The sequence below is a fragment of the Pseudomonas sp. S1_G07 genome (genome assembly GCF_054668565.1).
This window is the reverse complement of the sequence record NZ_CP162778.1, coordinates 3,114,901-3,141,494: the sequence shown is the minus strand read 5'-3', so window position 1 is coordinate 3,141,494 and position 26,594 is coordinate 3,114,901. Positions and strand designations below refer to the sequence as shown.

General features: G+C 58.8%; 23 protein-coding genes, 1 tRNA gene and 4 pseudogenes. 18 read left to right on the top strand and 10 right to left on the bottom strand.

Annotated features, from left to right (window positions below; genetic code table 11):
- Window positions 1-50: 50 nt before the first annotated feature.
- The 15 genes and pseudogenes from AB4O05_RS14565 (at window position 51) to AB4O05_RS14495 (ending at window position 13,580) form a co-directional block, all read left to right on the top strand.
- Complete coding sequence (locus AB4O05_RS14565) at window positions 51-971, top strand: LysR family transcriptional regulator (protein ID WP_460136907.1); 921 nt, start codon at window positions 51-53, stop codon at window positions 969-971.
- Between the two features lie 322 nt (window positions 972-1,293).
- Window positions 1,294-2,316, top strand: coding sequence for an aldolase catalytic domain-containing protein (locus AB4O05_RS14560; protein WP_460136908.1), 1,023 nt, complete (start codon window positions 1,294-1,296; stop codon window positions 2,314-2,316).
- Window positions 2,316-3,479 (top strand): annotated as a pseudogene (locus tag AB4O05_RS14555) (isocitrate/isopropylmalate dehydrogenase family protein); the annotation flags it as partial. The gene AB4O05_RS14560 and the pseudogene AB4O05_RS14555, both read left to right, overlap by 1 nt.
- Before the next feature lie 22 nt (window positions 3,480-3,501).
- The gene (locus tag AB4O05_RS14550) at window positions 3,502-4,209 is read left to right on the top strand and encodes an RraA family protein (RefSeq protein WP_460136910.1); all 708 of its coding nucleotides are present in this window, start codon (window positions 3,502-3,504) and stop codon (window positions 4,207-4,209) included.
- A gap of 40 nt (window positions 4,210-4,249) precedes the next feature.
- A pseudogene (locus tag AB4O05_RS14545) lies at window positions 4,250-5,418 on the top strand (LLM class flavin-dependent oxidoreductase).
- Window positions 5,415-5,975, top strand: coding sequence for a flavin reductase family protein (locus AB4O05_RS14540; protein WP_460136911.1), 561 nt, complete (start codon window positions 5,415-5,417; stop codon window positions 5,973-5,975). Before AB4O05_RS14545 ends, AB4O05_RS14540 begins: the two are co-directional and overlap by 4 nt.
- Before the next feature lie 28 nt (window positions 5,976-6,003).
- Window positions 6,004-6,372 carry an antibiotic biosynthesis monooxygenase family protein gene (locus tag AB4O05_RS14535; protein WP_335943970.1) on the top strand — a complete coding sequence of 123 codons (369 nt, stop codon included), beginning with the start codon at window positions 6,004-6,006 and terminating at the stop codon, window positions 6,370-6,372.
- 47 nt (window positions 6,373-6,419) lie between these two features.
- Window positions 6,420-7,409, top strand: coding sequence for an NAD(P)H-dependent flavin oxidoreductase (locus tag AB4O05_RS14530; protein ID WP_460136912.1), 990 nt, complete (start codon window positions 6,420-6,422; stop codon window positions 7,407-7,409).
- 19 nt (window positions 7,410-7,428) lie between these two features.
- The gene (locus AB4O05_RS14525) at window positions 7,429-8,205 is read left to right on the top strand and encodes an alpha/beta fold hydrolase (protein WP_460136913.1); all 777 of its coding nucleotides are present in this window, start codon (window positions 7,429-7,431) and stop codon (window positions 8,203-8,205) included.
- On the top strand, window positions 8,202-9,071 hold the full coding sequence (locus tag AB4O05_RS14520; RefSeq protein ID WP_460136914.1) for a DUF6282 family protein: 870 nt from the start codon (window positions 8,202-8,204) through the stop codon (window positions 9,069-9,071). The genes AB4O05_RS14525 and AB4O05_RS14520 overlap by 4 nt, the downstream gene beginning before the upstream one ends.
- A gap of 170 nt (window positions 9,072-9,241) precedes the next feature.
- A pseudogene (locus AB4O05_RS14515) lies at window positions 9,242-10,023 on the top strand (transposase family protein); the annotation flags it as partial.
- A 657-nt stretch (window positions 10,024-10,680) separates the two neighbouring features.
- A complete protein-coding gene (ltrA, locus tag AB4O05_RS14510) occupies window positions 10,681-12,204 on the top strand; it encodes a group II intron reverse transcriptase/maturase (protein ID WP_460136915.1) in 1,524 nt (507 codons plus the stop codon).
- An 80-nt stretch (window positions 12,205-12,284) separates the two neighbouring features.
- Window positions 12,285-12,765 (top strand): annotated as a pseudogene (locus AB4O05_RS14505) (IS3 family transposase); the annotation flags it as partial.
- Window positions 12,766-12,930: 165 nt separating this feature from the next.
- Complete coding sequence (locus tag AB4O05_RS14500; RefSeq protein ID WP_460136916.1) at window positions 12,931-13,221, top strand: type II toxin-antitoxin system ParD family antitoxin; 291 nt, start codon at window positions 12,931-12,933, stop codon at window positions 13,219-13,221.
- Between the two features lie 2 nt (window positions 13,222-13,223).
- Window positions 13,224-13,580, top strand: coding sequence for a type II toxin-antitoxin system RelE/ParE family toxin (locus tag AB4O05_RS14495; protein WP_460136917.1), 357 nt, complete (start codon window positions 13,224-13,226; stop codon window positions 13,578-13,580).
- 86 nt (window positions 13,581-13,666) lie between these two features.
- Here AB4O05_RS14495 and AB4O05_RS14490 read toward each other — a convergent pair.
- The 5 genes from AB4O05_RS14490 to AB4O05_RS14470 form a co-directional block, all read right to left on the bottom strand.
- Window positions 13,667-13,742: transfer RNA gene (locus AB4O05_RS14490), tRNA-Gly, on the bottom strand.
- Window positions 13,743-13,802: 60 nt separating this feature from the next.
- A complete protein-coding gene (gene pgsA, locus AB4O05_RS14485; protein ID WP_012723427.1) occupies window positions 13,803-14,363 on the bottom strand; it encodes a CDP-diacylglycerol--glycerol-3-phosphate 3-phosphatidyltransferase in 561 nt (186 codons plus the stop codon).
- A 32-nt stretch (window positions 14,364-14,395) separates the two neighbouring features.
- A complete protein-coding gene (gene uvrC, locus AB4O05_RS14480; protein ID WP_460136918.1) occupies window positions 14,396-16,219 on the bottom strand; it encodes an excinuclease ABC subunit UvrC in 1,824 nt (607 codons plus the stop codon).
- 1 nt (window position 16,220) lies between these two features.
- Window positions 16,221-16,862, bottom strand: coding sequence for a response regulator transcription factor GacA (gacA, locus tag AB4O05_RS14475; RefSeq protein WP_003190387.1), 642 nt, complete (start codon window positions 16,860-16,862; stop codon window positions 16,221-16,223).
- A gap of 151 nt (window positions 16,863-17,013) precedes the next feature.
- Complete coding sequence (locus AB4O05_RS14470) at window positions 17,014-17,379, bottom strand: helix-turn-helix domain-containing protein (RefSeq protein WP_460136919.1); 366 nt, start codon at window positions 17,377-17,379, stop codon at window positions 17,014-17,016.
- Window positions 17,380-17,461: 82 nt separating this feature from the next.
- On the opposite strand from AB4O05_RS14470, the gene AB4O05_RS14465 reads away from it, so the two are divergent.
- Window positions 17,462-17,701, top strand: a complete 240-nt coding sequence (locus AB4O05_RS14465; protein ID WP_460136920.1) for a DNA-binding protein — start codon at window positions 17,462-17,464, stop codon at window positions 17,699-17,701.
- A gap of 35 nt (window positions 17,702-17,736) precedes the next feature.
- On the opposite strand, the gene AB4O05_RS14460 is transcribed toward AB4O05_RS14465, so the two are convergent.
- Entirely contained in the window at window positions 17,737-18,168 is a 432-nt protein-coding gene (locus AB4O05_RS14460) for a GNAT family N-acetyltransferase (RefSeq protein WP_460136921.1), read from the bottom strand.
- The gene (locus AB4O05_RS14455) at window positions 18,169-18,918 is read right to left on the bottom strand and encodes a carbon-nitrogen hydrolase family protein (protein WP_460137585.1); all 750 of its coding nucleotides are present in this window, start codon (window positions 18,916-18,918) and stop codon (window positions 18,169-18,171) included.
- A 614-nt stretch (window positions 18,919-19,532) separates the two neighbouring features.
- On the opposite strand from AB4O05_RS14455, the gene AB4O05_RS14450 reads away from it, so the two are divergent.
- Both AB4O05_RS14450 and dkgB read left to right on the top strand, forming a co-directional pair.
- Window positions 19,533-20,597, top strand: coding sequence for a 3-deoxy-7-phosphoheptulonate synthase (locus tag AB4O05_RS14450; protein WP_460136922.1), 1,065 nt, complete (start codon window positions 19,533-19,535; stop codon window positions 20,595-20,597).
- Between the two features lie 161 nt (window positions 20,598-20,758).
- Entirely contained in the window at window positions 20,759-21,577 is an 819-nt protein-coding gene (gene dkgB / locus AB4O05_RS14445) for a 2,5-didehydrogluconate reductase DkgB (protein WP_460136923.1), read from the top strand.
- Here the strand turns inward: dkgB and AB4O05_RS14440 are convergent.
- The 3 genes from AB4O05_RS14440 to AB4O05_RS14430 all read right to left on the bottom strand — a co-directional run bounded on the left by AB4O05_RS14440 (window position 21,574) and on the right by AB4O05_RS14430 (window position 26,375).
- A complete protein-coding gene (locus AB4O05_RS14440; RefSeq protein ID WP_460136924.1) occupies window positions 21,574-21,996 on the bottom strand; it encodes a chemotaxis protein CheY in 423 nt (140 codons plus the stop codon). The two genes, dkgB and AB4O05_RS14440, sit on opposite strands and share 4 nt — an antisense overlap.
- Window positions 21,997-22,130: 134 nt before the next feature.
- Entirely contained in the window at window positions 22,131-25,745 is a 3,615-nt protein-coding gene (locus AB4O05_RS14435; RefSeq protein WP_460136925.1) for a transporter substrate-binding domain-containing protein, read from the bottom strand.
- The gene (locus tag AB4O05_RS14430; RefSeq protein WP_460136926.1) at window positions 25,746-26,375 is read right to left on the bottom strand and encodes a response regulator; all 630 of its coding nucleotides are present in this window, start codon (window positions 26,373-26,375) and stop codon (window positions 25,746-25,748) included.
- Window positions 26,376-26,594 lie beyond the last annotated feature (219 nt).

The following is a 26,594-nucleotide window of genomic DNA, read 5'->3' as shown; positions in this document are numbered from 1 at the left end:
GAACTCAGCGGAGTTTCTATCGGTCAGAACCACTCGAATGGAGTCACGATATGGATGTTAGCAGCACCTCATTCACAGCCACGCAGGCCGTCGACTTCCCTGTAGACAGCACCCAGTTCGACTGGGAGAACCTTCGGTACTTCATCGCCTTCGCGCGGATACGCTCCCTGGCCGCCGCAGCGCGATCCTTGAACGTCGAGCACGCTACCGTCTCACGGCGGATAGCAGCCCTTGAAACCGCACTGAAAGTGCGCCTGGTGGACCGACGAAGTCACCGGTACGAGTTGACCGAAAATGGGGAACGAATCGCCCAACTGGGTAACCGCATGCAGGAAACCGCTTGCGCTCTGAGTCGCGCCGTCTGCGCGATCCGCACTGACAAGGTCGCAGACATCACCCTCAGCGCGCCTCCCCACCTGACGACACACTTCATTGCGCCCCATCTGGGTCGGTTAAGGGAACAATGCCCCGGCGTCAACGTGCGGATCCTGTCCAACCCGCGCATGGCTTCCATGGCCAGGCGCGAAGCGGATATCGCCATCAGCGTTGGACGCCCGACCGAGACGGATCTGGTCGTGCGCAAGATCGGCACCCTGGACTTTGGCTTCTTCGCCGCACAATCCTACCTTCAGGGCCGCGTCGCCGCAGACGATGAATTCATTGCCCATGACGATGAGCAGGAGCCCTCCCCTCAGCGGATCTGGCTGGAAAATGCCGCAGGCCAACGGCCCGTGGTGTTAAGAGTCAAATCCTTCGACGTACAGGCCGAAGCGGCCAGGGCGGGGGCTGGTATCGCGTTGCTACCGGTCTTCATGGCCGATGCCCCAGGCAATTTGCAAAGGGTCCCGATCGAAGAGCAACCCTTACATGCTGAACTCTGGCTGGTGGTCCATCGTGACATGCGAACTGCTCCTGGAATACGCGCAATGATGGACTTCGTCATTCATTGTTTTGCCCAGCAACATCGTTAATCACGGATTCGGCCCGACTGGGAATTTTTTAACAGCCACTGTTAAAAACAACCTGTTTACAACCTGTAGGAAATTGTCCAGTATCGAATCAGGTCAGGCAAACAAACTTCGCTTGAAACCATAATCTCAAACAAAGCCGTACCTGCTTAACTCCTATAATAATAAATCCCCCTGCCCGTACGATAAATAACGCTGCCTCTGCTGGCATATCGTTATGCGTATTCGGCTGCGCAAGACATTGTAACTCCTGGTTGCCTCTGTTTATTCGAAGTAGAAACGGCACACTTGCGTGCCTTCGAAACATGAAAAAGGGACTGTATTCATGAGCCAGATAAAGATTATCGATGTCACGCTGCGAGACGGTGGATACCGTAATGATTTCAACTTCACCGTTGATTACGCCCAGTCTGCAATTTCCCAAATGATCGAAGCCGGCATTCCTTATTGCGAAATCGGGTACCGCAACGGTTCGTTCGTACGTAAAGACGAGCATGGACTGACCAGCGCTGTCGATGCCCGGTACCTGAGTGCGGTCGATACCGCTGCAGCGGGTCGGATCGACTTGTGTGTCATGGTGCATCCGCACAATGTCGATGCCAGTGATTTCCAGCTGCTTCAGGAACATGGCGTGTCCATGATCAGGGTTTGTCTACGCCGCGACCGCCTGGAAGACGGGTTGGCGACCGTGCGACTGGCCAAGGCTTATGGCTTCCAGGTGAGCGCCAATATCACCCACGTCACGACCCTGGGGCCAGGGGAAATCTCCGACATGAGCCTGCGCGCGGAAAACGCCGGGGCAGATTTGCTGGTGTTCGCGGACTCCAACGGCAACATGATCCCTGCCGATGTCGACCGGTTGATCACGCGGATCTCCAGTCGGGTGCTGATTCCCCTGGGCTTTCATGCCCACAACAACCTTTCCCTGGCGCTTTCCAATTCCATCGCCGCCATGGATGCCGGGGCCGAATACATCGATGCGTCCATTTGCGGCATGGGCAAAGGGGCTGGCAACCTGCACCTGGGCGTGTTTGTCGCCTACCTGCACCGCGCGGGCATACGCAACGACTACGACCTGGTGAGTGCCCTGCATTTATCCCAGCGCACTGCTGAAACTGTGCCAGCCAGCAGCCTTCCGCTGTCGCTGACGGATGTCATGATGGGCACTTACAACATGCCGTTCGACGTTCAGCAACGCTTGGACGAAGTGATAAAGGCACACAGCCCCGCTTCAACTTTCCATGCCTTGCAGATATTGCATGAACAAGGCAACCGGAAACCGGAAAAGACCATCAAGCCGTTGTCGACAACTCCGTCACCCTCGCTTGCAAGTGGGGGTATCCGCTAATGAGCCAGCGCCAACAAGTATGTGTATTGGCAGGTGATGGCATTGGCGTCGAAGTCACTGAAGCGGTACTGCCTTTATTCGACGCTCTTGAATTGCCCATCGACCTCAGGTTTGGAGATATCGGCTGGAGTTGCTGGCAGAACGAGGGAAATTGTATTCCAGACAAAACCTGGGACCTCATCAATCAAAGTAATGCAACGCTGTTAGGAGCGATTACCAGTAAGCCTCTTCGCGAGGCAGAGGCAGAACTTTCATCGACACTCAGAGGAACCGGACGAGTCTATGTTTCACCGGTTATCCAGCTTCGCCAAAAACTTGGGCTGTTTGCCAATGTGCGGCCTGTTACCGATGTGCTGGGCACCAACCGTTATCGATTTTCGGTGATTCGAGAGAACACCGAGGGCCTCTATGCAGGCCTGGATTTTGCCAGCATTCCGCAAGCCTTCGAGCCGATCCTGGCTGAGCGCGAACGCAATGGAGCGCCATGGACGCGAGAGAGCTGCACCGACGCCACGATGACGGTGCGCCTGCAAACTCGCGCAGGACTTTTGCGCCTGTTCCGCTTTGCCTTCGAGCACGCGCGCCAGCAGGGCTATGACCGCGTCACGCTGGCGGATAAACCCAACGTCCTGAGGTACAGCGGCGCGTTCGCCCGAGAGATCCTGGAGTCGGTTGCCGCTGATTTTCCCGACATCCAATGCAACATCGATAACGTCGACGCCGTTGCGTTGTGGATGGTCCGACGGCCCGAGCGCTTCGGGGTGATCGTGGCGGAAAACATGTTCGGCGACATTCTTTCCGACCTCGGGGCCGGGGTCATGGGTGGACTGGGCCTGGCGCCCAGCGCAAACATCGGGGCCCAGGGTGCCTACTTCGAACCCGTACATGGCAGCGCGCCCGCCTATGCCGGCCAGCATCGGGCCAACCCGAGCGCAATGTTTCTGTCGGTCGCGCTGATGCTCGAGCACCTCGGACATGTGCACGCCGCCGAGGCAACTCGCAACGCCGTCTCCCAGGTGGCACGCAGTGATTGCCGCACCTACGACCTGGGCGGAACGGCCAATACCTTCGAAGTGGCGGCAGCCATTGTCAAGCAAACCCTCGAATGGGCGGAGCGGCTTGATGGGGCGGCCGCCCAGCAGACCGGAAACCAGGACAAGCACGCCCTGAAAAAGGAGCCCACGCATGAACGCGATCATCTCTCCCTCCGTACAGAACAACGATGCGCTGCTCAAAGCTTGCGAGGCTCTCGACACCGCCAGCCTGTCGGATGCACTGGACAGCCTGGGGCTTGCCGGCGGCTTAGCGGGCCTCAACCAGCAGGTACCGGGGACCCGCTGCGTGGGTTTCGCCTACACGGTGTTGTACGAGCCCGTGCAAGAACGAAGCGGCTTCAGGACCGCCGCCAACTACATCGATGAGGTGCCGTCTGACGCGGTCATCGTTTCCAGCAACCCTGGGCGCACCGACTGCACAACCTGGGGCGACATCCTGACCCACGTCGCGATAAGCAAGGGCATTCGCGGCACGCTGATAGATGGTGCTGCGCGGGATATCGATACGGTCCAGCGCCTGAACTATCCACTGTTCAGTCGCGCCCGCTTCATGCAGTCGGCAAAAAACCGAGTGCAGCTCAAGGCGACCCAGGTGCCCGTGCAGATATCCGGGGTGACGGTCAATCCGGGTGACCTGGTGATCTGCGACAGCAGCGGCTGCCTGGCAATACCTACCGACAAGGCCGAACAAGTCATCCAACGCGCCCAGGCCGTCGAACAAACCGAGAAGGAGATCATCCAGAGCGTGAGCGATGGCTACACCCTGGAACAGGCCCGCGCCCTGCACCGTTACGACCAGCCCTGGCTGTCATCCAGGGAAAAGCAGGCCAACGTCTGAGTTGCGACTTATTCCGTTCATTTGAAAGAGTATTGACGACATGACCACTGCAAACGTGTCCACTCGCAAGCCTAACCCGGTGCGCGACAGCCAAAACAAAATCAAACTCGGCGTGTTCGGTTTCAACATTGAAGGCGGCTGCACGCTGACGAGCGCCCCGGAGCGCCACCGGGCGGCCGATTGGCAAAGCAACTTGGCAATCGCCACCCTGGCCGATCGCGCCGGCCTGGAGCTTTTGCTGCCCGTCGGCCGTTGGCGCGGCTGGGAAGGCGCCAGCAACCCGATGGGCGTTTCCTACGAAACCTATACCTGGGCCGCCGGTCTGGCATCGGTCACCGAGCAGATCGCGTTGTTCACCACATCCCACCTGTCCACGGTCCACCCTTTGTTTGCCGCCAAGCAGGCGGCGACCATCGATCACATCAGCGGTGGCCGTTTCGGGTTGAACATGATCTGCGGTTGGTTCGGCCAGGAAATGGGCATGTTCAATGGTCACCAGCGTGACCACGATAAGCGCTACGACCATGCCGATGAGTGGATAGAGATCGCTAGAAAAGCGTGGGAGGCCAACGGGTACTTCGACTATGAGGGCGAGTTCTTCAATGTGAAGCAAGGCTACGCCGAACCCAAGCCGATCAACCGGCCGTTCCTGATGAACGCCAGTGGTTCTCCAAGGGGCCGCCAATTCTGTGCCAAGCATTGCGATGCGGCGTTCCTAATCCTCAAGCACGAGGATGACGACGACACCATACGCGCGCAGATCAAGGCTTACCGCGATCTGGCGCGCCTGGAGCATGGCAAGGAACTGCAAATTTGGGTGTACGCCTACGTCGTTCACGAAGACACCCTGGACCAGGCGCACCAGCAGCTCGACTACTACGTCACCCAGCATGGCGACGACGCCGCGCTGGATAATGTGACCCGCGAGATCGGTGTGCAAAGCGGCATGTTCAAGGACGCCGCCGATGCCGAGCGTTTCCGCTTTCATTTCAAGGCGGGGTTTGCAGGCGTGCCGTTGGTGGGTACCTCCGGATGATCGTCGACCAGATGCAGCGCTGGTCCGACCTGGGCGTGGACGGCATCAACCTGACGTGGCTGGACTACCAGAGCGGACTCCAGCGCTTCGTCAAGGAAGTGTTGCCCTTGATGGAGCAAGCAGGCCAACGCGCGCCGCACAAACCTGGCAGGATCATGGAGGCCGTGGCATGAGCAAACTCTCCCAGGCCCGCAATGCTTCGGGCAACGTCACGGTCTTGCCCATCGCCACCGATGTCGACGCTGACGAATTGGCGGATCAGTTCAAGAACGCCATGCGCAGGCTGACGTCCAGCGTGGCAATCATTGCCAGCCGCGACGGCAATGACCCGGTAGGTATGGTCGCGACGGCAGTGATCTCAGTGAGCACCACGCCCCCCGCGCTACTGATTTGCGTCAACCGCTCGGCCAGCCTCCACAGCCCGCTCATGCTGGCTGGACGCTTTAGCGTCAACCTGCTGAGCGCGGCCCATAGCGCCCTGGTGCCGGTGTTCGCCGGCCAGGTCAAAGGCCCCGCACGTTTCGCCCACGGGCAATGGGAAGACATCCAAGGCCTGCCCTGCCTGACGGATGCGCAATCGAGCCTTATCTGCACCTTGGACAAGCGCCTCAGCTACGGCACCCATGATGTGATCATCGGCCGCGTCGACGCCGTCCAGTTCGCCGAACCTATCCATCCACTGCTTTGGGAAAACGGTAGTCCGGCGATATCCGCCCGGCTGACGCAATGACCCACCCCAATCCCCAGGAGAATGACTCATGACTCAGATCGAACAATTCCAGGCGCCACAACCGGACGAAGACCAGGCCATTTTTCTGGTGAACGTAGTCCATGTGAATCCAGGCCAGCAGGATGCCGCTCTCGCCGTCCTGCGCGACACCGTCCAGTACGTCGCGCAAACCTATCCGGCCTTCCAATGGAGTCGACTGTATAAAAGCCTTGATGGGAAGACCGTCATCAACCAGGCGCAATGGACCAGCAAGGACGCCTTTGACTCGTTGTTCCAGGACGAGTCATTCATGTCCCGTTATTCAGGCCTCAAGGACACCGGAACCTGGGAGTTCCACCTTTACCAGGTGAGCGATTTCATCCCCCAGGCGCTGACTGCGGCACTTATCGCTGAGTGAATCCAAAAGCCGAACCGGCCTGCCCGCACGAGAACAGGAGTATCGATATGGCTGACTTCAACACGCGCTTTACACAAAGCTTCAATATCTCCCACCCCATCATCCTCGCCCCCATGGGAGGTGCCTCAGGGGCGAAACTGGCCACTGCGGTATCCAGGGCCGGTGGGTTGGGGCTGGTCGGCGCCAGCTATGGCGACGAGCAGTGGATGCGCACCGAGCTGGCGCCCATGCGGGAACTGAAGCAGCCATGGGGTGTTGGTCTGGTGATGTTTACCGTGGCCCGGAACATGGCGCTGCTGGACCTGGCACTGGAATACGGGCCAAACGCCGTCGCATTGTCGTTTGGCGATCCTGCGGCATTCGTGCCGATCATCCATCGGGCCGGCGCGAAAGCTATCGTACAGATCCATGAGCTGGACCAGGCCAGTGCGGCCCTGGACGCCGGGGCCGATGCCTTGATCGTCCAGGGTGCCGAGGCTGGCGGGCACAGCTTACGTCGCGGCCTGATGCCACTGTTGCCCGCCGTGCAGGATCAAGTCGGCGACAAGATTCCATTAATTGCCGCCGGAGGCATCGCAGATGGGCGGGGCGTGGCAGCAGCGCTGATGCTGGGTGCCGACGGGGTCATGCTGGGCACACGCTTTCTTGCGTCCGAGGAGGCCCTGCCCTCGGCCGCATTTAAGAAACGCCTGATCGAGTCCAGCACATCGGACACGGTGCGCACACGGATTTTCGATCTGGTGCGCGGCATTGAATGGCCTGAACATTACAGCGGCCGAGCCATCGCCAACCGCTTTTCGCAAGCTTGGCTAGGCCGCGACGGGGCACTCCGGGAAGCGCCGGATTCGATCCGCCAGGACTACGCCAGGGCGGTCCTTGCTGACGATCTCGACAATCGGGCGATTTGGGCGGGTGAAGTTCTGGATCTGGTAAGCGACATCAAGCCGGCACGCCAGATCGTCCACGACCTGTTGAACGAAACCACGCGAATCTTGCGCAACAGCCAACAACTGTTGGCTCTCGACAAAATCGCCTGATTCATCCGGGAGAAGGATTATGCAAACGTCCAATGCAGTAAGCAGCCATTGGGGCGACGGCAGTCAACTGGCGGTGGTCATGTCGCCGGTCATGCCCGTTTGGGATGAAGGGCTGTTCTTCCAACCCATGATCGCCCCACTGGTAAGAGCGGGTTACCGGGTGGTCGTATTCGACACGCTATCGCTACTGGCCGACGAAAACGAATCGCTTGAGGATTTTTCACAACGCTGGCATCAAGTGTTGTCGGCTCTGGGCCAGATCGATCTGCTGGTGGGCTCGGCCCTGGGTGGCGCGGTTGTCCAGGCGCTACTCGGCACCAGCCTTGCGCGCCACGTCAGTAACGTACTGTTGCTGTCCTCGCCTGCCCTGGCGGATGGAATTCTTGACGGTCGACTGGGAAAAATGGCTGATCTGGCCTTGCTCGGCGATCTCGAACAAGCGCTACAACTACTCGATCAACTCGTACAACCGGCGACCCGGATACGCCCCAGCGAGCCAATCAACATCGATCTGGCCAGTGCCGCACTCCAGGCCAGGCGCCTGCACCTAGGTTTCCGGCTGCTCAATCGCCTCGACCTGCGGCAAGCCAGCCATAGCTTTCCCGGTGCGTTATTGACGGTCTACGGCGAACAGTCACAGCTGGTGCGCGGTATCAATGTGCATGTCAACGAGCAGGCCCGCCATTACCGGTTACCCATTCCTGATGGCGGCATGCGCCCATTGTTCGATGCGCCGGCATTGGTCATGCGCACCGTGCGCGACCACTTGGGCATCAACCTGGAGGTGGCCGCATGAGCCACCTGCGCCGTTTACTCGAAGCTGACTTTATCGATGTGCATTATCACACCGGTCCCGACGCCTACCTGCGGCGCCATGGCGTGATGGAGGCCGGTCGGCGCTACAGCTCGCTGAACGGCTGGGTGGTGTTGAAAAACCACCTGGGCTGCAGCGCTTCACAAGCCTGGGAGGCTCGACAGGAAGGGCTTCCCGTCTCTGGCTCGGTGGTCCTCAATGAAATCGCCGGCGGTATCGATTTCAGGGTAGTACAGCGTTCACTGTGCCATCACGGGGACAGCGAAGCCCGGCTGATCGTGCACCTTCCCACCGTCACGGGCCGCACCCACCAGTCCCATCTCAAGCGCAACAGTGGTCATTGGATCCTGGATAAATACCCCATCCGGCCGCTGACCGTGAGTCATGAGGGGAAATTGAACGCGCAAACACTGGATGTGCTGCGGATGGCCCAGGACTACCCGATTGTCATCTCCACCGGCCATGCCGACGCTCAGGAAGTGCGTCTGTTGGTAGACGCGGCGGTGCGGTTGGATGTGCCCAGAATGATGCTTAACCAACCGGCCAACCCCTTGACTGGATTGGACGCCAGTACCCTACTGGAATTGGCTCAAGCCCCCATGGTCTACACCGAACAAACCGCCCTGACCTACCTGCTCGGTTACCAGCCATGGGAAGACTTCACTCGGGTCCTACGCCACGTGCCCAGGGCGCTCTATAGTTCCGACCTGGGGCAGACCTCTCAACCTGATATCGAACAATGGCAGGTAGACAGTTTGCTGTGGTTTGAAAGGATGGGATTAGGCAGTGAGCGAGCGCAGCGAGTCAGCCAGGGGAATGCGCAGGAACTTTTGCAACTGGAACCGTAGTGCGGATGGGCCGCTGTTTGTTCGGAGCAGTCTTACGGAATCAATATTTGTTAGAGCACGCTCTAAGCAAGTGCTGAGTGCCTTCAGCTAAAGGGGCACGCTTTTTTTCTGTGCCTTGTCCCGTCCTGAATAAGGTTTACACCTTCTGATCGGTTTTTCAGGAGGATGTAATGGAATCAGCAAAAAGGCGTAGTCAGCGAGACTACACGCTGACCTTTAAATTGTCGGTCGTCGACCAGGTCGAAAAAGGCGAGCTGAGTTATAAAGAGGCTCAGGAGCGCTACGGGATTCAAGGCAAAACGACCGTTCTGACGTGGTTACGTAAGCACGGCCGGCAGGATTGGAGCCCAGGCACATACATTGGCTCGCCGAGGATGGGGTCTATGCCCGACAAAAACCGACCATTAACGCCAGAGCAACGTATCAAAGAGCTTGAAGAGCAGTTGGCGCTATCCAATCAGAAAGCGCAGTTTTTCGAGGCGGTCGTGGATGTCTTGAAGAATGACTACGGTCTGTCTGTCGTAAAAAAGCGTCCCGGCAAGTCCTCGCGCAAAAACGAATCCAAAACCTGAGCATCAGCAGGGCTTGCCAGTTCATGGGAATAAGCCGACAGGCTTACTACAAAGGCAATCGCGCCGATGTTGCTCGTTTCGTTCTGGATCAGAAAGTTGCCGATTTTGTTCAGCAAAAACGTCAGCGGCAGCCGCGGCTGGGCACCCGAAAACTGCATTACTTGCTGCATTGCCAGCCTCAACTTGAGCTGCAAGTGGGTCGAGATCGGCTGTTTTCGATTCTGCGGGAAAGACGTCTATTGGTAGCTCGCAAGCGGGCTTACCACAAGACGACCGACAGCCATCATCGCTTCCGGCGCCATCCGAATCTGCTCAAGCCCGGTCCCGATCAGGTTGTTCCAAGCGGCCCAGAACAAGTCTGGGTCGCGGACATCACCTATTGTGTGCCCGGAGTTCAGAGCGAGCATGGACGCTCAATTGAACCACGAGTCTATCTGGAATGTTGAACTGAAAACTCATGATGAGGAACCAAACAACCCCACCGACTGTGACGGTGGTGAACCTGAGCGGCAGTGACCTGTGGCATGCCTGCAGGGTGATGTAACCCGCTGACAACGGGGATTGAGGCGAGATCACTAAGCCAAGATGATCCTCAAGGTTGAGTGTTGAAAGGCTGAAGAACATGAATCCATTAATCCGCCTCTGAGGGTTGAAATGTCACCACGGCTTACGTGATCTGATAAGCCGTACAGAAGGAACAGGCAGTGACAAATAGGCGCTGCCGACCGAAGGAGCTCTGATAGGTAAGCGGAACTCTGGGACAGCGGAATCCATCACAGATCGGACTGCTGCCTTCTGTCAACTTGCGGCAAGCAAGGGTAAAGAGTGCGATGGGCAGCCTCCTCAATATGCTTGAGTCCAGATAGGTAAACCGGGGAAGGTCAATGACGGATGCCAAGGGGGCATGGCCCCGATGCCGCATTGACTGGCGGAGCTTCCGTAGTAGTTCGAGATGGGGAAAGCCCATTACATGGCGAAGGGAAGCAGTTTAAATGTGTTTGCCAAGCGAATTAACTGACCTAACAAGGTGAAGACCTTTGATAATCAGCGAAATGCAACGCAAGCTTGCCACATGGGCAGCAACAGATCCGCCCCAGCGGGTTGACCGGTTGCTGCGCCTGATAGCACAGCCGGACTGGCTGGCAGAGGCTGCGCGAATCACCCTGTCATCAAAAGGTGCCCGTACGCCTGGCGTTGATGGAGTGGATAAGCCAATGCTGCAAGCCAGACTGGCGGATGTATTGCAAAAGCTCAGGGAAGATCTTCTCTCAGGTAACTACCAGCCTCTGCCGGCCAGACGGATTTACATCCCCAAGGCCAATGGCAAGCGAAGACCTCTCGGCATCCCCACTCTGCGAGATCGTATTGTTCAACGGGCTATGCTGATGGCTATGGAGCCCATTTGGGAGAGCGAGTTTCACACGCTCTCGTATGGTTTTCGGCCTGAACGCAGTGTCCACCATGCAATTCGTACTGTGAAGCTCCAACTCACAGACAATGCAGAAACGAGGGGCCGCTGGGTCATTGAGGGTGACTTATCCAGCTACTTCGATACCGTGCATCATCGCCTGCTGATGAAAGCCGTACGCCGTAGAATCAGAGACACTCGTTTCATGGAGCTGCTGTGGAAAACAATCAAGGCTGGGCATATCGATGTCGGACTCTTCCGGGCTGCCAGTGAAGGAGTGCCGCAGGGTGGTGTTATATCGCCGCTACTGTCGAATATCATGCTCAATGAATTCGATCAGTACCTGCATGAACATTACCTGAACCAGAAGGCCCGAAAAGATCGGTGGTACTGGAACCATAGCATCCAGGTTGGTCGAAGCACGGCGATCAGAGAGAACTGGCAATGGAAGCCAGCCGTTGCTTACTGCCGATACGCCGATGACTTTGTGATCATCGTCAAAGGCACTAAAGCACAAGCGCAAGCCATCAGAGAAGAATGCCGGAGTGTGCTCGAAGACAGCCTGAAACTAAGGCTGAACATGGAGAAGACCAAGATCACTCATGTGAACGACGGGTTTGTCTTTCTGGGCCATCGGATTATCCGCAAGTGTAGCCGCTACGGCGATATGCGCGTGGTAACGACGATACCACGAGACAAAGCCAGAAGCTTCGCAGCATCCCTGACGGCTCTGTTATCAGGTAACTACAGTGAAAGCAAAATCGATATGGTTGAATCGATCAACCGAAAGCTGAAAGGCTGGGCCGCGTTTTATCAATTCGTTGATTTCAAGGCCAAAGTGTTCAGTTACATCGATCGTGTCGTGTTCTGGAAACCGGCCCATTGGCTGGCTCACAAATACCGATCCCGTATCAAACCCCTGATGCGTCAATGGTGCAAAGCTCCTAAGCCCTGCCAAAGTAAGACCTGGGTTTTATTTGGCAAGACTAATAATGGCAAGCTCAGTGGTGAAACACTATATCGGTTAGTTGGGCAAGGCAAGAAGCTGTTCCGATGGCGTCTGCCCGAAGGTAATCCTTACCTGAGGTCGGAACCCAGGAACACATGGACCTCGCGCTTCACTGAAGTGGCCATGGCGTTCGCCGGCATTTAAACGGAGAGCCGGATGCATTGAAAGGTGCACGTCCGGTTCGGTGAGGAGAGGCAGGGAAATAGTCCGACTACGCCCTGCCTCTTACTCAACTGCCAACGCAGGAAGGTGTGGCCTATCTGAGCCTTGTGACGGATGCTTTTTCGCGAAAGATCGTGGGCTATCACGTCCATGAAAGCCTGCACGCCGAGTCGGTCGCGCATGCACTGCGCCGGGCGGTGAAACACCGTCGAACGGAGCAGCCGCTGATCCATCACTCAGATAGAGGCAGCCAGTATTGCTCGGGAATGTACCAGGAACTGCACGCGAAACACGGCATCCGGTGTTCGATGACGGACGGCTATGACTGCTACCAAAACGCCTTGGCAGAGCGGGTCAACGGGATATTGAAGACAGAGCTTTTGCTCCAGCGACCTCAGGATTTAATGCAAGCGAAGAAGATGGTGAGTGAGTCGATATCGATCTACAACCGCGAGCGTCCGCACCTGTCTTTGAAGTACAAAACGCCCGATGCTGTGCATCGGGCGTTAGGGTGAAACAGGTGTAAACCTATTTCAGGACTAGACAGGTTGCTTTATTAATGGATGGATCACTTTGACCCTTGCTGATTGGCGCCGAGTCAGCCATCACCTGATCGCCGGATGTCGGCCCCAAGCTATTCTCCTGAGCGAAAATGGCATAATATGCCAATGATCGAAAGAACCTGCTTGCCCAGAGCTGGAGTTAATTATGGCGACGCGAAACGTTGTGCTCACCCCTCACCAGGAACAGGTTATCCATGACCTGGTGCAGTCCGGCCGTTATCAGAATGCCAGCGAAGTGATGCGAGAAGGTTTGCGTCTATTGGAACAGCGCATCGCCGAAGACATCGCTAAAATTGAAGCCCTGCGTCAGGCTACCTCGATAGGCATCATGGACCTTGAGCACGGGCGCTTCACTCAGTTGAACGAAGGGGATCTGGAGCATTTCCTTGAGGGATTGAGCCAGGAGGCAACCATCCCGGCGAGGGAGAAACACTGAACATGCCGCAGTATCGGATTTCCAACGCGGCGCGCGCCGACATTGTCGACATCCTCAGGCTCTCCCTGACGCAGTTCGGCGATCATGCACGCCAGCGCTACCAGGCACTGATCCTCGCCGCGCTGCAAGCGGTTGCCGACACGCCTTATCGCGTTGGCAGCCACGACCGCGATGAGCTTGCACCGGGCCTTCGCAGCTATCACCTCATCTATTCACGCCAGCAGGCCAAACAAATTCATGGAGTGGTCAAAAGTCCGCGACATATCGTGTTCTATCGTGTAGGAGACGGCAACGTGATTGAGATCGTCCGACTCCTCCATGACGCCATGGAGGTGCAGCTGCATCTGCCCAACGATTGACCACAAACGCTAAAGGCCAACGCCTCCTGCACATTAATTTTAGACAAAAAAAAAGCCACTCATATGAGTGGCTTTTTTCTGAATCTTGGAGCGGGAAACGAGACTCGAACTCGCGACCCCGACCTTGGCAAGGTCGTGCTCTACCAACTGAGCTATTCCCGCTTGGTGATGCGCATTCTATAGAATCCTCGGCACCCGTCAAGCCCTTGATTCAAAAAAGTTTTATTTCTTTTCAACGGTGGTGCGCAGGTGCGGCCAGGCGGCGCGCAGGTATTGGAGCATGGACCACAGGGTCAGGCCGGCGGCGATGAGCAGCAAGGCGTAGCCCAACAAGACCCAGAAGGTGAAGTCCGAGGGGTTGGCCAGCAGGATCACCAGCGCAAGCATTTGCGCGGCGGTTTTCCATTTGCCCATGTTGGATACGGCAACGTGGGCGCGGGCGCCGATTTCGGCCATCCATTCGCGCAGGGCCGAGACAACGATCTCGCGGCCGATGATCACCGCAGCCGGCAGGGTCAGCCACAGGTTGCCGTGTTCCTGCACCAGCAGCACCAGCGCGACGGCCACCATGAGTTTGTCGGCCACGGGGTCGAGGAACGCGCCGAAAGGCGTGCTCTGCTCCAGGCGGCGGGCCAGGTAGCCATCGAGCCAGTCGGTGGCGGCCGCGAAAGCGAATACTGAACTGGAGGCCATATAGCTCCATTCGTACGGCAAATAAAACAACAAAATGAAAATCGGGATAAGCAGAACGCGTAGAACGGTGATCAGATTAGGGATATTCATCGGCACAACTGGCTACGAGGTGGAAAGGCATTCTATTCGCTATGCAGATTCGCATAAATCAACTCAGCGAGCTTTTTACTGATACCGGGTGCTTTGGCTATCTCGTCAATGCTGGCACGGGACAGCTCCTGCAAGCCACCAAAATGTTTGAGCAAGTCACGACGCCGCGTCGGGCCTACACCCGCCACCCCTTCCAGGGTTGAGGTTCGCCGGGTTTTGCCACGCCGGGCGCGGTGGCCGGTAATGGCGAAGCGGTGGGCTTCGTCGCGGATCTGCTGAATCAAATGCAGTGCGGGTGAGTCGCCCTTCAAGGTGAACTCATGGGCGGCATCATTCAAGTACAACGTCTCGAAGCCGGCTTTGCGCGTGGCGCCCTTGGCCACGCCGAGCAGGATCAGGTCAGGCACCGCCAGTTCGTTGAGCACGTCACGGGCCATGGACAGCTGGCCTTTGCCGCCGTCCACCAGGAGAATATCGGGCAGCTTGCCCTCGCCGTCCTTCAATTTACTGAAGCGCCGAGTGAGGGCCTGGTGCATGGCGGCATAGTCATCGCCGGCAGTCACGCCTTCGATATTGTAGCGCCGGTAGTCGGACTTGATCGGCCCTTCCGGCCCGAACACCACGCAGGAGGCCACCGTAGCCTCGCCGCTGGAGTGGCTGATGTCGTAGCACTCCAGGCGTTGAGGCGGTTCGTCCAGGTTGAGGACTTCGGCCAGGGCGTCGAACCGTGCGGCGACATGTTGCCGGTTGGCCAGGCGCGCACTCAGGGCCTGCTCGGCGTTGGTCACCGCCAGTTGCTGCCAGCGTGCGCGGGTGCCGCGTACGCGGTGGCTGATGTCCAACTCGCGGCCGCGCAATTCATGGATGGCCTCGATCAGCGTGGGGAAGTCTTCATGCACCACATTCACGATCAACTCCGACGGCAGGTCACGCTCGGGGCTGCTGACGTAGTACTGGCCAAGGAAGGCGGCCATCACTTCGGCGACTTCTTCGTCGATACCAGTCTGCGGGAAGAAATTCTTGCTGCCCAGGACCCGCCCGCCCCGCACGCTGATCAGGTGCACACAGGCACCGCCCGGGTTGACGAAGGCGGCGATCACGTCGACGTCGCCGCTGCCGCCTTCCATACTCTGTTGGTCCTGGACCCGGCGCAGCAGCGAGATCTGGTCGCGCAACCCGGCGGCCCGCTCAAAGTCCAGGGTCGCGGCAGCCTTCTCCATGGCGACGGACAACTCATCAGTGAGCGCATTGCTGCGCCCCTCGAGGAACATCACCGAATGGCGCACATCCTCGGCGTACTCCGCCGGATCCACCAAGCCCACGCAAGGCGCTTTGCACCGTTTGATCTGATATTGCAGGCACGGCCGGGTGCGGTTCTTGTAGAAGCTGTCTTCGCACTGGCGCACAAAAAAGGTTTTTTGCAGCAGGCTCAGGCTTTCACGTATCGCACCCGCGCTCGGATAGGGCCCGAAATACTTGCCCTTCTGCTTCTTCGCCCCACGATGAATGCTCAGGCGCGGGAAATCGCCGTCGGATAAATACACGTAGGGGTAGGATTTATCGTCACGCAACAAGATGTTGTAGGGCGGCCGCCATTCCTTGATCAGCGTTTGCTCAAGCAGCAGCGCTTCGGTTTCGTTGGCGGTGATGGTGGTTTCGACCTGCGCAATGCGCCCCACCAGGGCAGCGGTTTTCGGCGCGAGACCGGTCTTGCGAAAGTAGCTCGCCAGGCGGCTTTTCAGGTTCTTGGCCTTGCCGACGTACAGCAGGCGTGCCTCGCTGTCGAACATGCGGTACACGCCGGGGCGGCCACTGCAGGTTGAGAGAAAAGCACTCGGATCAAACGGTGTGGTCATGTCAGGCGCTGGCGTCCACCATGCCGTGGCGCACCGCGAGCAGGGTCAATTCAACATCACTGCTGATGGCGAGCTTCTCGAAAATGCGATAACGGTAGGTGTTGACGGTCTTGGGTGACAGACACAACTTGTCGGAGATCGTCTGTACCTTTTGGCATCCGACGATCATCAAGGCGATCTGGATTTCCCGCTCCGACAGCGCATCAAACGGCGAGTCACTGGTGGGCTGGAAGGATTTAATGGCCAACTGCTGGGCAATCTGTGGGCTGATGTAACGCTGGCCGGCAAATACCAGGCGAATGGCTTGCACCATTTCCGCCAGGCCCGCGCCCTTGGTCAGGTAACCGGCGGCGCCAGCCTGCAAAAGGCGGGTAGGAAACGGATCTTCCTCGCACACGGTCACCACCACGACCTTGATGTCCGGATGGCTGCGCAACAACTTGGTAGTGGCACCAAGACCGCCGATCCCAGGCATCTTGACGTCCATCAACACCACATCGGGTTTCAACTCCCGGGCCTTGATCAGGGACTCCTCCCCCGACTCGGCCTGGCCGACCACTTGCAGGCCATCGATGTCAGCCAGCATTCGTGTAATGCCTGTACGAACGAGATCATGGTCATCGACTACTAGCACCCTAATCAAGCAGACACCTCGCGATATGGTCTTATAGGTTGCTGAACACCTTAGCAAAAAACCAAGGCGCAGACCTAGCTGCAAGCGTCATATATATAGAGTTTGAATACGCGGCAGCCCCCCACCAAGAGGCGGAGGGCTGAATTTGCTGGGCAAACGATCAGGAATCCTGGAACTGCGCCTTGGATTTCCCATTCATCGAAACGGAGTGCTCGGCCAGGGTAGAGGTCAAGCGACGGATCGCATCCTGATCTTCCTTGAACATTGAGCGGTAATTCCCGAGCACCTTCTCTTCGACCTGGCTCAAGGTTTCAAGCTGCATCGGCGTGGCCGTGCCAGTTAACACGTACAGCACATCAACACCTCTTTCGGCAACACGAGACAAGTAATCCGCTTTGGGCGCACGCTCTCCACTTTCGTACTTACCTTGTGCGTTAGCTTCAACCCCTCCTATTTCACCAAAGACTTTTTGCGACAGACCAAGTCGCTCCCTTTCCTGCCTCAAACGCGAACCTATTCCACTCATTTGGATGTATGATCCTGGTTGGCACACCCCTAGAGGTGACACACTCATCTCTTTATTGAACGAATTTGAACGGTTTTGAACTATGCCCGGAATCCGTACTGCCGCACAAGCAAAGGCCTGGCTGGAACATCAGGGAAAGTCCGTTCAAGCGTTCGCCCGCGAACATGGCGTTGATCCGGCAACCACCTATCAAGTGCTCGCTGGGCGCAAAAAGGGACGGCGTGGGGAGGCCCATAAGGTAGCGGTCCTTCTGGGCATGAAAGAAGGGATCATCCTGTCCGAGGCAGATAGCCTGAACAGCGATCAGGAAGTCGGCTCCTGAGGCCAGTATGCGCCTATTAGGCTTGCACGCATGCTTTAGCTCGAACGACAGACAAGCTCCATGCGCCAGAAGCAATCCTCTTCCCCAACAATGATGAGCCCCATGCGCTGATAGAGCCTTCTGGCTGGATTCGTCTTGAACACGGTCAACCTCAGCAGGCCCAGGCTCTGCGCCTTGAGCGCCATCTGCTGCAATACCCAGCTCCCCGCGCCAAGCCCGCGACACGCCTCGAGCATATGCAACTCGCGAATATAAAGTGCCCTGTTGTCACGGCTCAGGCTGACAAAGCCCAACACCGCCTCGTCCTGGCAAATCAACCAGTTTTCCCGACCGGCCCAGGCGGTATCAAAGCCATCGCCGGACCACAGCAGATCATATTGGCGGTAGTAGTAGCTCATTGCCTCGCGGGTCAGGGTTCGCGCAAAAGGCAGGTCCTGCTCCGTTGCAGCGCGCAGATGAAATGCCATTTACACAGCCACCACGCAGCCTGCCCAACGCCCACCCGCCTGGCGGGCAATGACCAGCGCATCGCCCGTGCCTGGCACCGCAGCAAGCAAACGACCATCGGCGGCCCAGATCGCGCTGCGACCGGCACAGGCCCAGCCACCCGAAGGGCCACCATGATTGGCCATCAGTACCAGCAGCCCATGTTCAGCGGCGTAGCCCTGGAGCAACGCACTGTCCGCCGGGTAACCGCCCTCACTGATCAACACGCCGGCGGCGTACACCGTGGCGCCTGCCTGCGCCGCAGCACGCGGGTGGCTGGCATGGGAAAAGTCTGCACACACCGCCAGCGCAATCCGTTCATCTGCCCATTCCAACGCCGCGCCACCCTGCCCCGCGATAAAGGCCAGTTCTTCGCCTGGATGCAGATGCTGCTTGGTGTAGACCGCCAGGGACCCGTCCGCCCCCAGCACCAACGCGCCAATGAACACCCCCGAGTCCGGAGCCAATCGGATCGGCATGCCCACCACCGCCGTCAACCGCAACGCCTGGGCCATCTCACGCAGTGGCGCCAGCCGCAAATCGTCCGGCGAAAGGGCCAATTCACTGGCCAGGGAGGGTTCATACCCGGTCAGTGACAGCTCCGGGAATACCAACAGTTGCACACCCTGCTGCGCAGCCGCGCGCATGAACGCCAGGTGCCGTTGGATATTCGCCGGCACATTGCCCGCAATAGAAATGGATTGAGCAGCAGCAAGGGTCAAGGCAGTCATCGTCGCGTCCAGGCCATCATCAAATGCGAGCAGCATATCGACACCCCCCCATAGCCGTAAGTCCCCCTACCCGATAGAAATTACTGATTGAATCTCCCCGTACGCCTCTAGTAAGCTGCGCCCATCATTCGGAGACACATCATGTTGCCACTCACCCACACTCAGGTTTGCCCTGCTGCCAGCGCCCAACGCTCGGTATCGGCCGCCCGTGTGAACGGTTCGAGCGCACCTGCCAGCTTTTATTTTGGGTATTGGTTTAGCCACTGGCGCGCCTGATACCTGAAATCGGCGCCCACTGTTCAAGGGGTCGCCTACCAGAGAAATCTAACCCCCGGTCGGCTCCCCGATCGGGGGTTTTGTTTTTTCAGCGGTTATTTTTTGCTTGATCTCGAACACTTAAGAAGGAATCACGACATGAACTACGCCACCTATTACCGCTACGACACGTCCACCGCATGGCGATTTAGCCAGCTCCGTTCGGGACAGCCTGCCGCCTCCGACCGGTCACCGATGGGTGGCAAACCAACACACGTAGCCGATACGGCCAATTGTCGAACACCCCAGTAGGCCAGCCGCGCGGGAATCGCCCGCCGCCTGCCCAGGAAGCCTTGAATATGAACTCCTCCGTCGCCGCTCTGCCCGTCTCTGCCCTGTCCAGCGCCAATGAAGCCCTGACTCAGCGCCTGCCCAGCGCCCTTGAACTCAAGCACCAGTTGCCCCTCAGCCCGTTCCTCAACGAACAGATTCATGCCCATCGCCAAGCCGCGCGCGCCATCCTCAATGGCCAGGATTCACGCTTGCTGGTGATCGTCGGCCCATGCTCGATCCACGACCCGGAATCGGCCATGGAGTACGCACGCAACCTGAAGAGACTGGCCCTGGAAGTCAGCGACCAGATGCTGCTGGTGATCCGCGCCTACGTCGAAAAGCCGCGGACCACCATCGGCTGGAAAGGCCTGGCCTACGACCCTCATCTGGATGGCAGCGATGACATGGCTGCCGGCCTGAGCCTGTCCCGCCAGCTGATGCGCGAAATGTTGCGTCTGGGCCTGCCGGTCGCCACCGAGCTGCTGCAACCCATGGCCGCCGGCTACTTCGATGACCTGCTCAGTTGGGTCGCGATTGGCGCACGCACCACCGAATCGCAGATCCACCGTGAAATGGCCAGCGGCCTGGGCATGCCCGTGGGCTTCAAGAACGGCACCGACGGCGGCGTGGCGATTGCCTGCGACGCGATGCGCTCGGCGTCCCACCCGCACCGCCACTTCGGTGTCGACAGCCAGGGCCACCCGGCGATCATCCAGACCCCTGGCAACCCCGACACCCACCTGGTGCTGCGCGGCGGTCACCGTGGGCCTAACTACGACGCACACAGCGTGGCGCAGGTAAAGCACGACCTGGCCAAGTCCAAGGTAGCGCCACGACTGATGGTCGACTGCAGCCACGCCAACAGCGGCAAGGACCCCTTGCGTCAACCGGCGGTGTTCAACGACGTGCTGGAACAACGCCTGCGCGGCGACACCTCTCTGATCGGCATGATGCTTGAAAGCCATTTGTTCGAAGGTTGCCAGCCGTTGAGCGCATCGATGCAATACGGTGTGTCGGTGACCGACGGTTGCCTGGGCTGGGACGCCACCGAGCAACTGTTGCGCAGCGCGGCCGAGCGCCTGCGCGCTTAACCCTGACCGATCAAGGCGCTGCCGCAGCGGGTACAGCGCCTTATCGCACGGCTCAAGCGATTCGTGACTGGAGGTCAAAAGTCCCTTTCGGGTTTAGCGGTTTTTCCGACGCCGTGGTGGGCGGATACTCGACGCCACTGTTCACCCTTCAGGAGCGACTGATGTCCATCCCCACACACAGCATTCCCGCCTTCGGCCTCGGCACCTTCCGCCTGCAAGGCCAGGTGGTGATCGATTCGGTCAGCACCGGCCTGGAGCTGGGCTACCGCGTCATCGATACCGCACAGATCTACGAGAACGAAGCAGACGTTGGCCTGGCCATCGCCAACAGCGGCATCCCCCGCGATGAGCTGTTCATCACCAGCAAGATCTGGATCACCCATTTCGCCGAAGGCCAGCTGATCCCAAGCCTCAAGGAAAGCCTGCGCAAGCTGCAGACCGATTACCTGAACCTGACCCTGATCCACTGGCCCTCGCCGGAAGACCAGGTTCCCGTCGCCGAATTCATGGGTCAACTGCTGGAAGCCAAGCGCCTGGGCCTGACGCGCCACATTGGCGTTTCCAACTTCACGGTCGACCTGATGAAACAGGCCATCGCGGCGGTGGGCGCAGAACACATCGCCACTAATCAGGTTGAACTGCACCCCTACCTGCAAAATCGCAAGGTGGTGGATTTTGCCACCGCCAACGGCATCCACATCACCTCGTACATGACCCTGGCCTATGGCGAAGTACTGAACGACCCGGTGATCCAACAGATCGCCGAACGCCACCAGGCCAGCGCCGCACAAGTCGCCCTGGCCTGGGCCATGCAACTGGGCTATGCGGTGATCCCGTCGTCGACCAAGCGTGTCAACCTGCAAAGCAACCTCAAGGCCCTGCAACTGACCCTGAGCGCCGACGACATGGCCCGTATCGCCAGCCTGGAACGCGGCCAGCGCTTGACCAGCCCCAAGGGCATCGCCCCGGCGTGGGACTAGACCCCGGTCACGGGCCTGCGGGATAACTCACGCAGCCAAGGCAGCACCCGCAGGCCCGCTGCGGCCTCGGGTGGGTCGATGATGTCCATGAAGTGTTCAAGGTTGACGTTGTCCGGAACGCCCTGCAGGCGTATCAGTACCGCCGGCGTTATACCGGCCGGTGCGCCCAGGTCGAGGTGGTCGTAGACCAGCACATGCCGCACCTGGGGCTGTGGCTCGCAGGTAGTGATCGCCAGCCCGGCATTGATGATCAACACGTCGAAGGGCTCGGCCGGAATGGCGGTGAGTATCTGCACCTCTTCGAACGTTTGCACCGGGACAATCCGGTGGTAACCCAGTTGGTTGAGCATTTTCTCGATGTACAGCCTTTGCAGGTGCTGTTCATCGGCAATCAGGATGGTCAGTGCTTTGTTCGGCATGGCAAACCTCCGGGCAGGCGGCGCTCTTCATTGAGTGCCGCCCATTCTCCAGACATATTCCGACGACAAAATCAGGCATATTCCCCCTTCGTGTAGGAATTATCCTAAATTAACCGAGCGGCCATCCACCTCGGTCAAGCCTGATTGCAGTAGCGGGCCAGGCTGTGATGCAAATCGTCGATGGCCGCACACGCGGCCTCAACCGCCGCGCCCAAGGCATTCTCATCCTGCCGTTCGCACACGCTCTCCAGGGTCTCGCAGCACGCGATCAACGCCTGGGCCTTGACCATCCGTGCGCCACCTTTGATGCGGTGAGCCAAGTCATGCAGCTGGGGGAAATGCGCCTGCTGGTCCATTGCCGACAACACCCGGCGGTCCTCCTCCAGGCTGGCAAGCAATGGTCGCAACAACTCTTCGAGGGCGGCTTTATCCCCTCCCGTCAACGTGATCAGTGGGCTGAGGTCAAACACCGGCTCGGCGTCTTCCACGGCACGGAAGGTGCGAGAGGCCAAGGCCAGCCGCAAGTCTTCAAGCCCGGTCGGCTTGAACAGGCAACCATCCATGCCGGCCTGGCGACAGCGCTCGGTCTCTTCCGGTTGGGCATTGGCCGTGAAACCCAGCAACAGGCAAGGCTCCAGGCCGCGCTCGCGTTCCTGTGCACGGATATCACGCGCCAATGCGTAACCATCCTTTAAGGGCATATTGCAATCGGTGATCACCCCATCGAATTGCCCGGCCTGCCACAGTGCAAGCCCTTGAACGCCATCTTCGGCGGTGACGATGCGATGCCCCAGAAAGCTCAGTTGCCGCGCCAGCAGCAGGCGGTTGGCGGGGTAATCATCCACGACCAGGATGCTCAACCCGCGCGCCGACGGGCGAGTCGCAACAGGCAGCGCCGCCGGTGCCACCGTGGTCAGTGCCAACGTCAGCGTCACATCCACCCGCGTGCCCTTGCCCAGCACACTGCTCAGGTGCAATTGGCCACCCATCATCTCGCACAAATTGCGACTGATCACCAGGCCCAGGCCCGAACCGCTGCGCGCGGATTGCTCGTTGTTACTGCCCTGGATAAACGGGTTGAACAACCGCTGCTGGTCTTCGGCGCTGATGCCCACGCCGGTATCTTCAATCCATAACCGCAGGTTCAAATCGCCGCCGGCCGATGTGGGGGCGCCCAAGGCCCCCAGGCGTACATAGCCTGTCGTGGTGAACTTGATGGCATTGCCCAACAGGTTGGAGACCACTTGCTTGAAACGCAACGGGTCGACCAATACCGGGCGGTTGATCAACGGGTCCAACTGCACGTGCAGGACCAGCCCCTTATCCCGCGCCAGTCCCTCGAATACCCGCGCCAGCGAGGTCAGCAATTCATGCAGGTTGGCCGGTTCCAGGCTCAGGGACAGGTGGCCGGTTTCGATCCGCGCAATATCGAGAATATCGCCGATCAACTCCAGCATGCTCCGGGACGCCACCGACGCCACCTCCAGCGCATCGCGGTCTACCCGACCCTGCTCGGCGTTTTGCAGGGCCAGTTCGATCATGCCGATCACCGCATTCATGGGCGTACGAATCTCGTGGCTCATGGTTGCCAGGAACGTAGTCTTGGCACGGTTGGCCGCGTCGGCCTCCTCCTTGGCCTCCTGCAACTGGCCCAACAGACGCTGACGTTCGCTCACGTCGACCCAGCCGGCAATCATGCCCACGACTTTTTCGTCGCCATCGCGGTAGGGCAACATCCACTGATAGATGGTCAACACCTCGCCACTGGGCACCTTGAGCACACGGTCAAGGATCCGCGGCTCGCCCTGCTCCATCAAACGCAGGTAATCGGCGTGGAACGACTGGGCCTGGGGCGGGTTGCCGGTGTCGGTTTCCACCACGGTCTTGCCGATCACATCTTCGAGCTTGAAGCCGAACACATCGAGGTAAGCGTTATTGCAGGCCATCAACCGGCCCTGGCGATCACGCACGTAAATCGGGTGAGGCGTGCCATCGATCAGCACGCTCATGAAGCGCATCTGGTCGCTCAAGGCCCGCTCGGCCTGGGCACGCTTGCGGATCAGGTTACGCAGGTAGAACACCCAGCCCAGGGCGACCAGCAGCAACAGCGCCGCCAACCCGAACCCTTGGATAATCACGTTGCGGTGACGCTTCCAGTAGCTGTCTTCCAGGATGATCTCGCTGCGCCAGTGGTTGGTCAGCTCGTCCATCTCTTCGGGGGTAATGCTCAACAACGCTTTGTCGAGGATCGAATACAACTCCAGCTGGCTGCGGTTGACGCCAAAGGTAATACGCGCAGGTTCGGTACCGACAGTGCTGGTGATGCGCAGGCGGTTACGGTATTGGCGCGCAATCATGTAGCGCGCGCTGATCAGCGAAATGACCGTGGCATCGACACTGCCCTTGGCGACAAACTCCATGGCCTGCTCGGGGTCCTCGACGTCGACAAACCCGACACTGGGATAATCGCGGGCGATTTGCGCCGCCAGGCTGTTGCCGCGAATAAACGACAGGCGCTTGCCGGCCATATCCTCCAGGGTCACCAGGCGCTCATCGCCTGCGCGCACCACCAGCACGTAGGGGTTGGACAAGTAAGGCCGGGTAAAACGGATCTTTTCCGAGCGCTCGATGCTCGGCGTGACCACCGCCAGCATATCCACGCGCCCGGCACTGGTGTCGTCGATTTGCCGAGGCAGTGAACTGTCGCGCTGCACATCGAATTTGAGCCCCGTGCGCAAGCTGATGCGCGACAGCACCTCGGCGCTCACGCCTTCGAATTGCCCCCGCTCGTTAAAAAAGGACAGCGGCACGAATTTATCGAGCACCGCGACTTTCACCCGCGGATGCTTCTCCAGCCAGCGCTGCTCACTGTCACTCAGGCGCAGCCGGTCGACCTCCAGGAAGCGACTGTCGCCGGCACTCCAGCGGCGCAGGATTTCCATCTGCTGGTTGTCCGGAATGATGGCCAGCGCGGCGTTGATGATGTTCAACAGGCGCGTATTGTCCTTGGCGAACGCGAAGCCGAACGGGTTGACCTCCAGCGCGGAAAAGTCCGCCATGCGCACGTTGTTGTGGTGGTTCTTGTTGATCAAGTAATGGGTGCTGATGGCGTCGCCCAGGTACACGTCGGCCTGGCCGAACGCGACCGCGCCGATGGCTTCGAACGTCGAGGCAAACAAGAGCAACTGCGCGTGGGGGTAAAACGCCTGGACGGCGGCCGGTTGCATGTAGTGATACAGCATCGCCACGCGCTTGCCCGCAAGGTCAGTGCTCAGTGCGTGACTGTCATCCCTGCGCGTCAACAGCGTGGGCTGATCGTTGGCGTAGGAATGCGACAGCACCAACTGCGGGTCGGCCGCCTCATAACCGTTGGCCGATCCCAGGAAATCCACGGCCCCGGTCTTCAGGGCTTCGATCACTTCGTCGCGGGTGTCGTAGCGCCGCACCTCGATGGTGACATTCAGCGCCTGGGCGATCAGCGCCGTGTAATCGGCGGTGATGCCTTCAAGTTCATCGTTGTTGTTGGTCAGGTCGAACGGCGCGTAGTCGGGTGCCGACACCCCCATCACCAAGGTGCGCCGTTCGCGCAGCCAGCGCCAGTCGGCTTCGTCCAGCACCACCGAAGGGCGTTCAAGCGTGGAGTGGCCCAGCAAGCGTAACGTGCGCGGTTCATCCAAGGCCATCGCCGTCCAGGGCAACAACCCCAGCAACAGGATGGCCAACGCTTTGAGTAAGCGGACGGCGCTCATTCAGATCAGATGATTACGCTGGGCGAACTTGGACAAATGCACCACCGACGACATACGCAGCTTCTCCTTGAGCCGCGTTTTGTAGGTGCTGATGGTCTTGTGGCTCAACAGCATGTCTTCGGCGATTTCTTTATTACCCAAGCCAAGGGCGAGCTTTTGCAGCACGGTCAATTCGCGGTCAGACAGCGCCTCCACCAGTTCCTGCTCCGTGGACTGCAGATCGTCGCGGCGCACCGAACTGGTCGGCAGGCTTGGGAAGCAACTGTAGCCCGACCTGATCGCCCGGATTGCTTTTTGCAGCTCATCGAGTTCTCCCGTCTTGGCGACAAACCCCATCGCACCGGCACGCATGCAGCGAGTGGAAAAGAACACGGCCAGATAAGAGGTCAAGACCAGGATCCGGCATGGCAACTCCAGCGCCTTGATCCGGCTGATCACCTCCAACCCACCGAGCTTGGGCATCGCCAGGTCGAGGATGACCAGGTCCGGGCGCTCCTCGCGGGCCACCTGCATGGCATCGGCGCCGTTACCCGCCTCGTAGATAGTATCGAAGCCTTCCTGCTTCAACAGATACTTCACGGTGGCGCGTATAAAAGGGTGATCATCCACAATTAAAGCTTTGTTGCTCATAAGACTCCCCTGGGAAGATCAGTACGCTTACATATCACGCGAGACCCATCTACCTGTGAAAAGTAACAGTTCCGACAAGCGGTGCTGATTACTCTGCAAAACTTCAGGCAGGACAGGCCCCTCCTCTTGAAAAACACCCTAACCACGTAAAGCCGCCCGTTGATTCCTGGGCAGGCGCAAGCGCGCCACCTTAACAACGGCGTGTATTTTCAACTGAAG

Coding starts and splice junctions, on each gene's coding strand:
- AB4O05_RS14565 (WP_460136907.1), top strand. CDS start 51: ATGGATGTTAGCAGCACCTCATTCACAGCCACGCAGGCCGTCGACTTC.
- AB4O05_RS14560 (WP_460136908.1), top strand. CDS start 1,294: ATGAGCCAGATAAAGATTATCGATGTCACGCTGCGAGACGGTGGATAC.
- AB4O05_RS14550 (WP_460136910.1), top strand. CDS start 3,502: ATGAACGCGATCATCTCTCCCTCCGTACAGAACAACGATGCGCTGCTC.
- AB4O05_RS14540 (WP_460136911.1), top strand. CDS start 5,415: ATGAGCAAACTCTCCCAGGCCCGCAATGCTTCGGGCAACGTCACGGTC.
- AB4O05_RS14535 (WP_335943970.1), top strand. CDS start 6,004: ATGACTCAGATCGAACAATTCCAGGCGCCACAACCGGACGAAGACCAG.
- AB4O05_RS14530 (WP_460136912.1), top strand. CDS start 6,420: ATGGCTGACTTCAACACGCGCTTTACACAAAGCTTCAATATCTCCCAC.
- AB4O05_RS14525 (WP_460136913.1), top strand. CDS start 7,429: ATGCAAACGTCCAATGCAGTAAGCAGCCATTGGGGCGACGGCAGTCAA.
- AB4O05_RS14520 (WP_460136914.1), top strand. CDS start 8,202: ATGAGCCACCTGCGCCGTTTACTCGAAGCTGACTTTATCGATGTGCAT.
- AB4O05_RS14500 (WP_460136916.1), top strand. CDS start 12,931: ATGGCGACGCGAAACGTTGTGCTCACCCCTCACCAGGAACAGGTTATC.
- AB4O05_RS14495 (WP_460136917.1), top strand. CDS start 13,224: ATGCCGCAGTATCGGATTTCCAACGCGGCGCGCGCCGACATTGTCGAC.
- pgsA (WP_012723427.1), bottom strand. CDS start 14,363: ATGAATATCCCTAATCTGATCACCGTTCTACGCGTTCTGCTTATCCCG.
- uvrC (WP_460136918.1), bottom strand. CDS start 16,219: ATGACCACACCGTTTGATCCGAGTGCTTTTCTCTCAACCTGCAGTGGC.
- AB4O05_RS14470 (WP_460136919.1), bottom strand. CDS start 17,379: ATGAGTGGAATAGGTTCGCGTTTGAGGCAGGAAAGGGAGCGACTTGGT.
- AB4O05_RS14465 (WP_460136920.1), top strand. CDS start 17,462: ATGCCCGGAATCCGTACTGCCGCACAAGCAAAGGCCTGGCTGGAACAT.
- AB4O05_RS14460 (WP_460136921.1), bottom strand. CDS start 18,168: ATGGCATTTCATCTGCGCGCTGCAACGGAGCAGGACCTGCCTTTTGCG.
- AB4O05_RS14455 (WP_460137585.1), bottom strand. CDS start 18,918: ATGACTGCCTTGACCCTTGCTGCTGCTCAATCCATTTCTATTGCGGGC.
- AB4O05_RS14450 (WP_460136922.1), top strand. CDS start 19,533: ATGAACTCCTCCGTCGCCGCTCTGCCCGTCTCTGCCCTGTCCAGCGCC.
- dkgB (WP_460136923.1), top strand. CDS start 20,759: ATGTCCATCCCCACACACAGCATTCCCGCCTTCGGCCTCGGCACCTTC.
- AB4O05_RS14440 (WP_460136924.1), bottom strand. CDS start 21,996: ATGCCGAACAAAGCACTGACCATCCTGATTGCCGATGAACAGCACCTG.
- AB4O05_RS14435 (WP_460136925.1), bottom strand. CDS start 25,745: ATGAGCGCCGTCCGCTTACTCAAAGCGTTGGCCATCCTGTTGCTGGGG.
- AB4O05_RS14430 (WP_460136926.1), bottom strand. CDS start 26,375: ATGAGCAACAAAGCTTTAATTGTGGATGATCACCCTTTTATACGCGCC.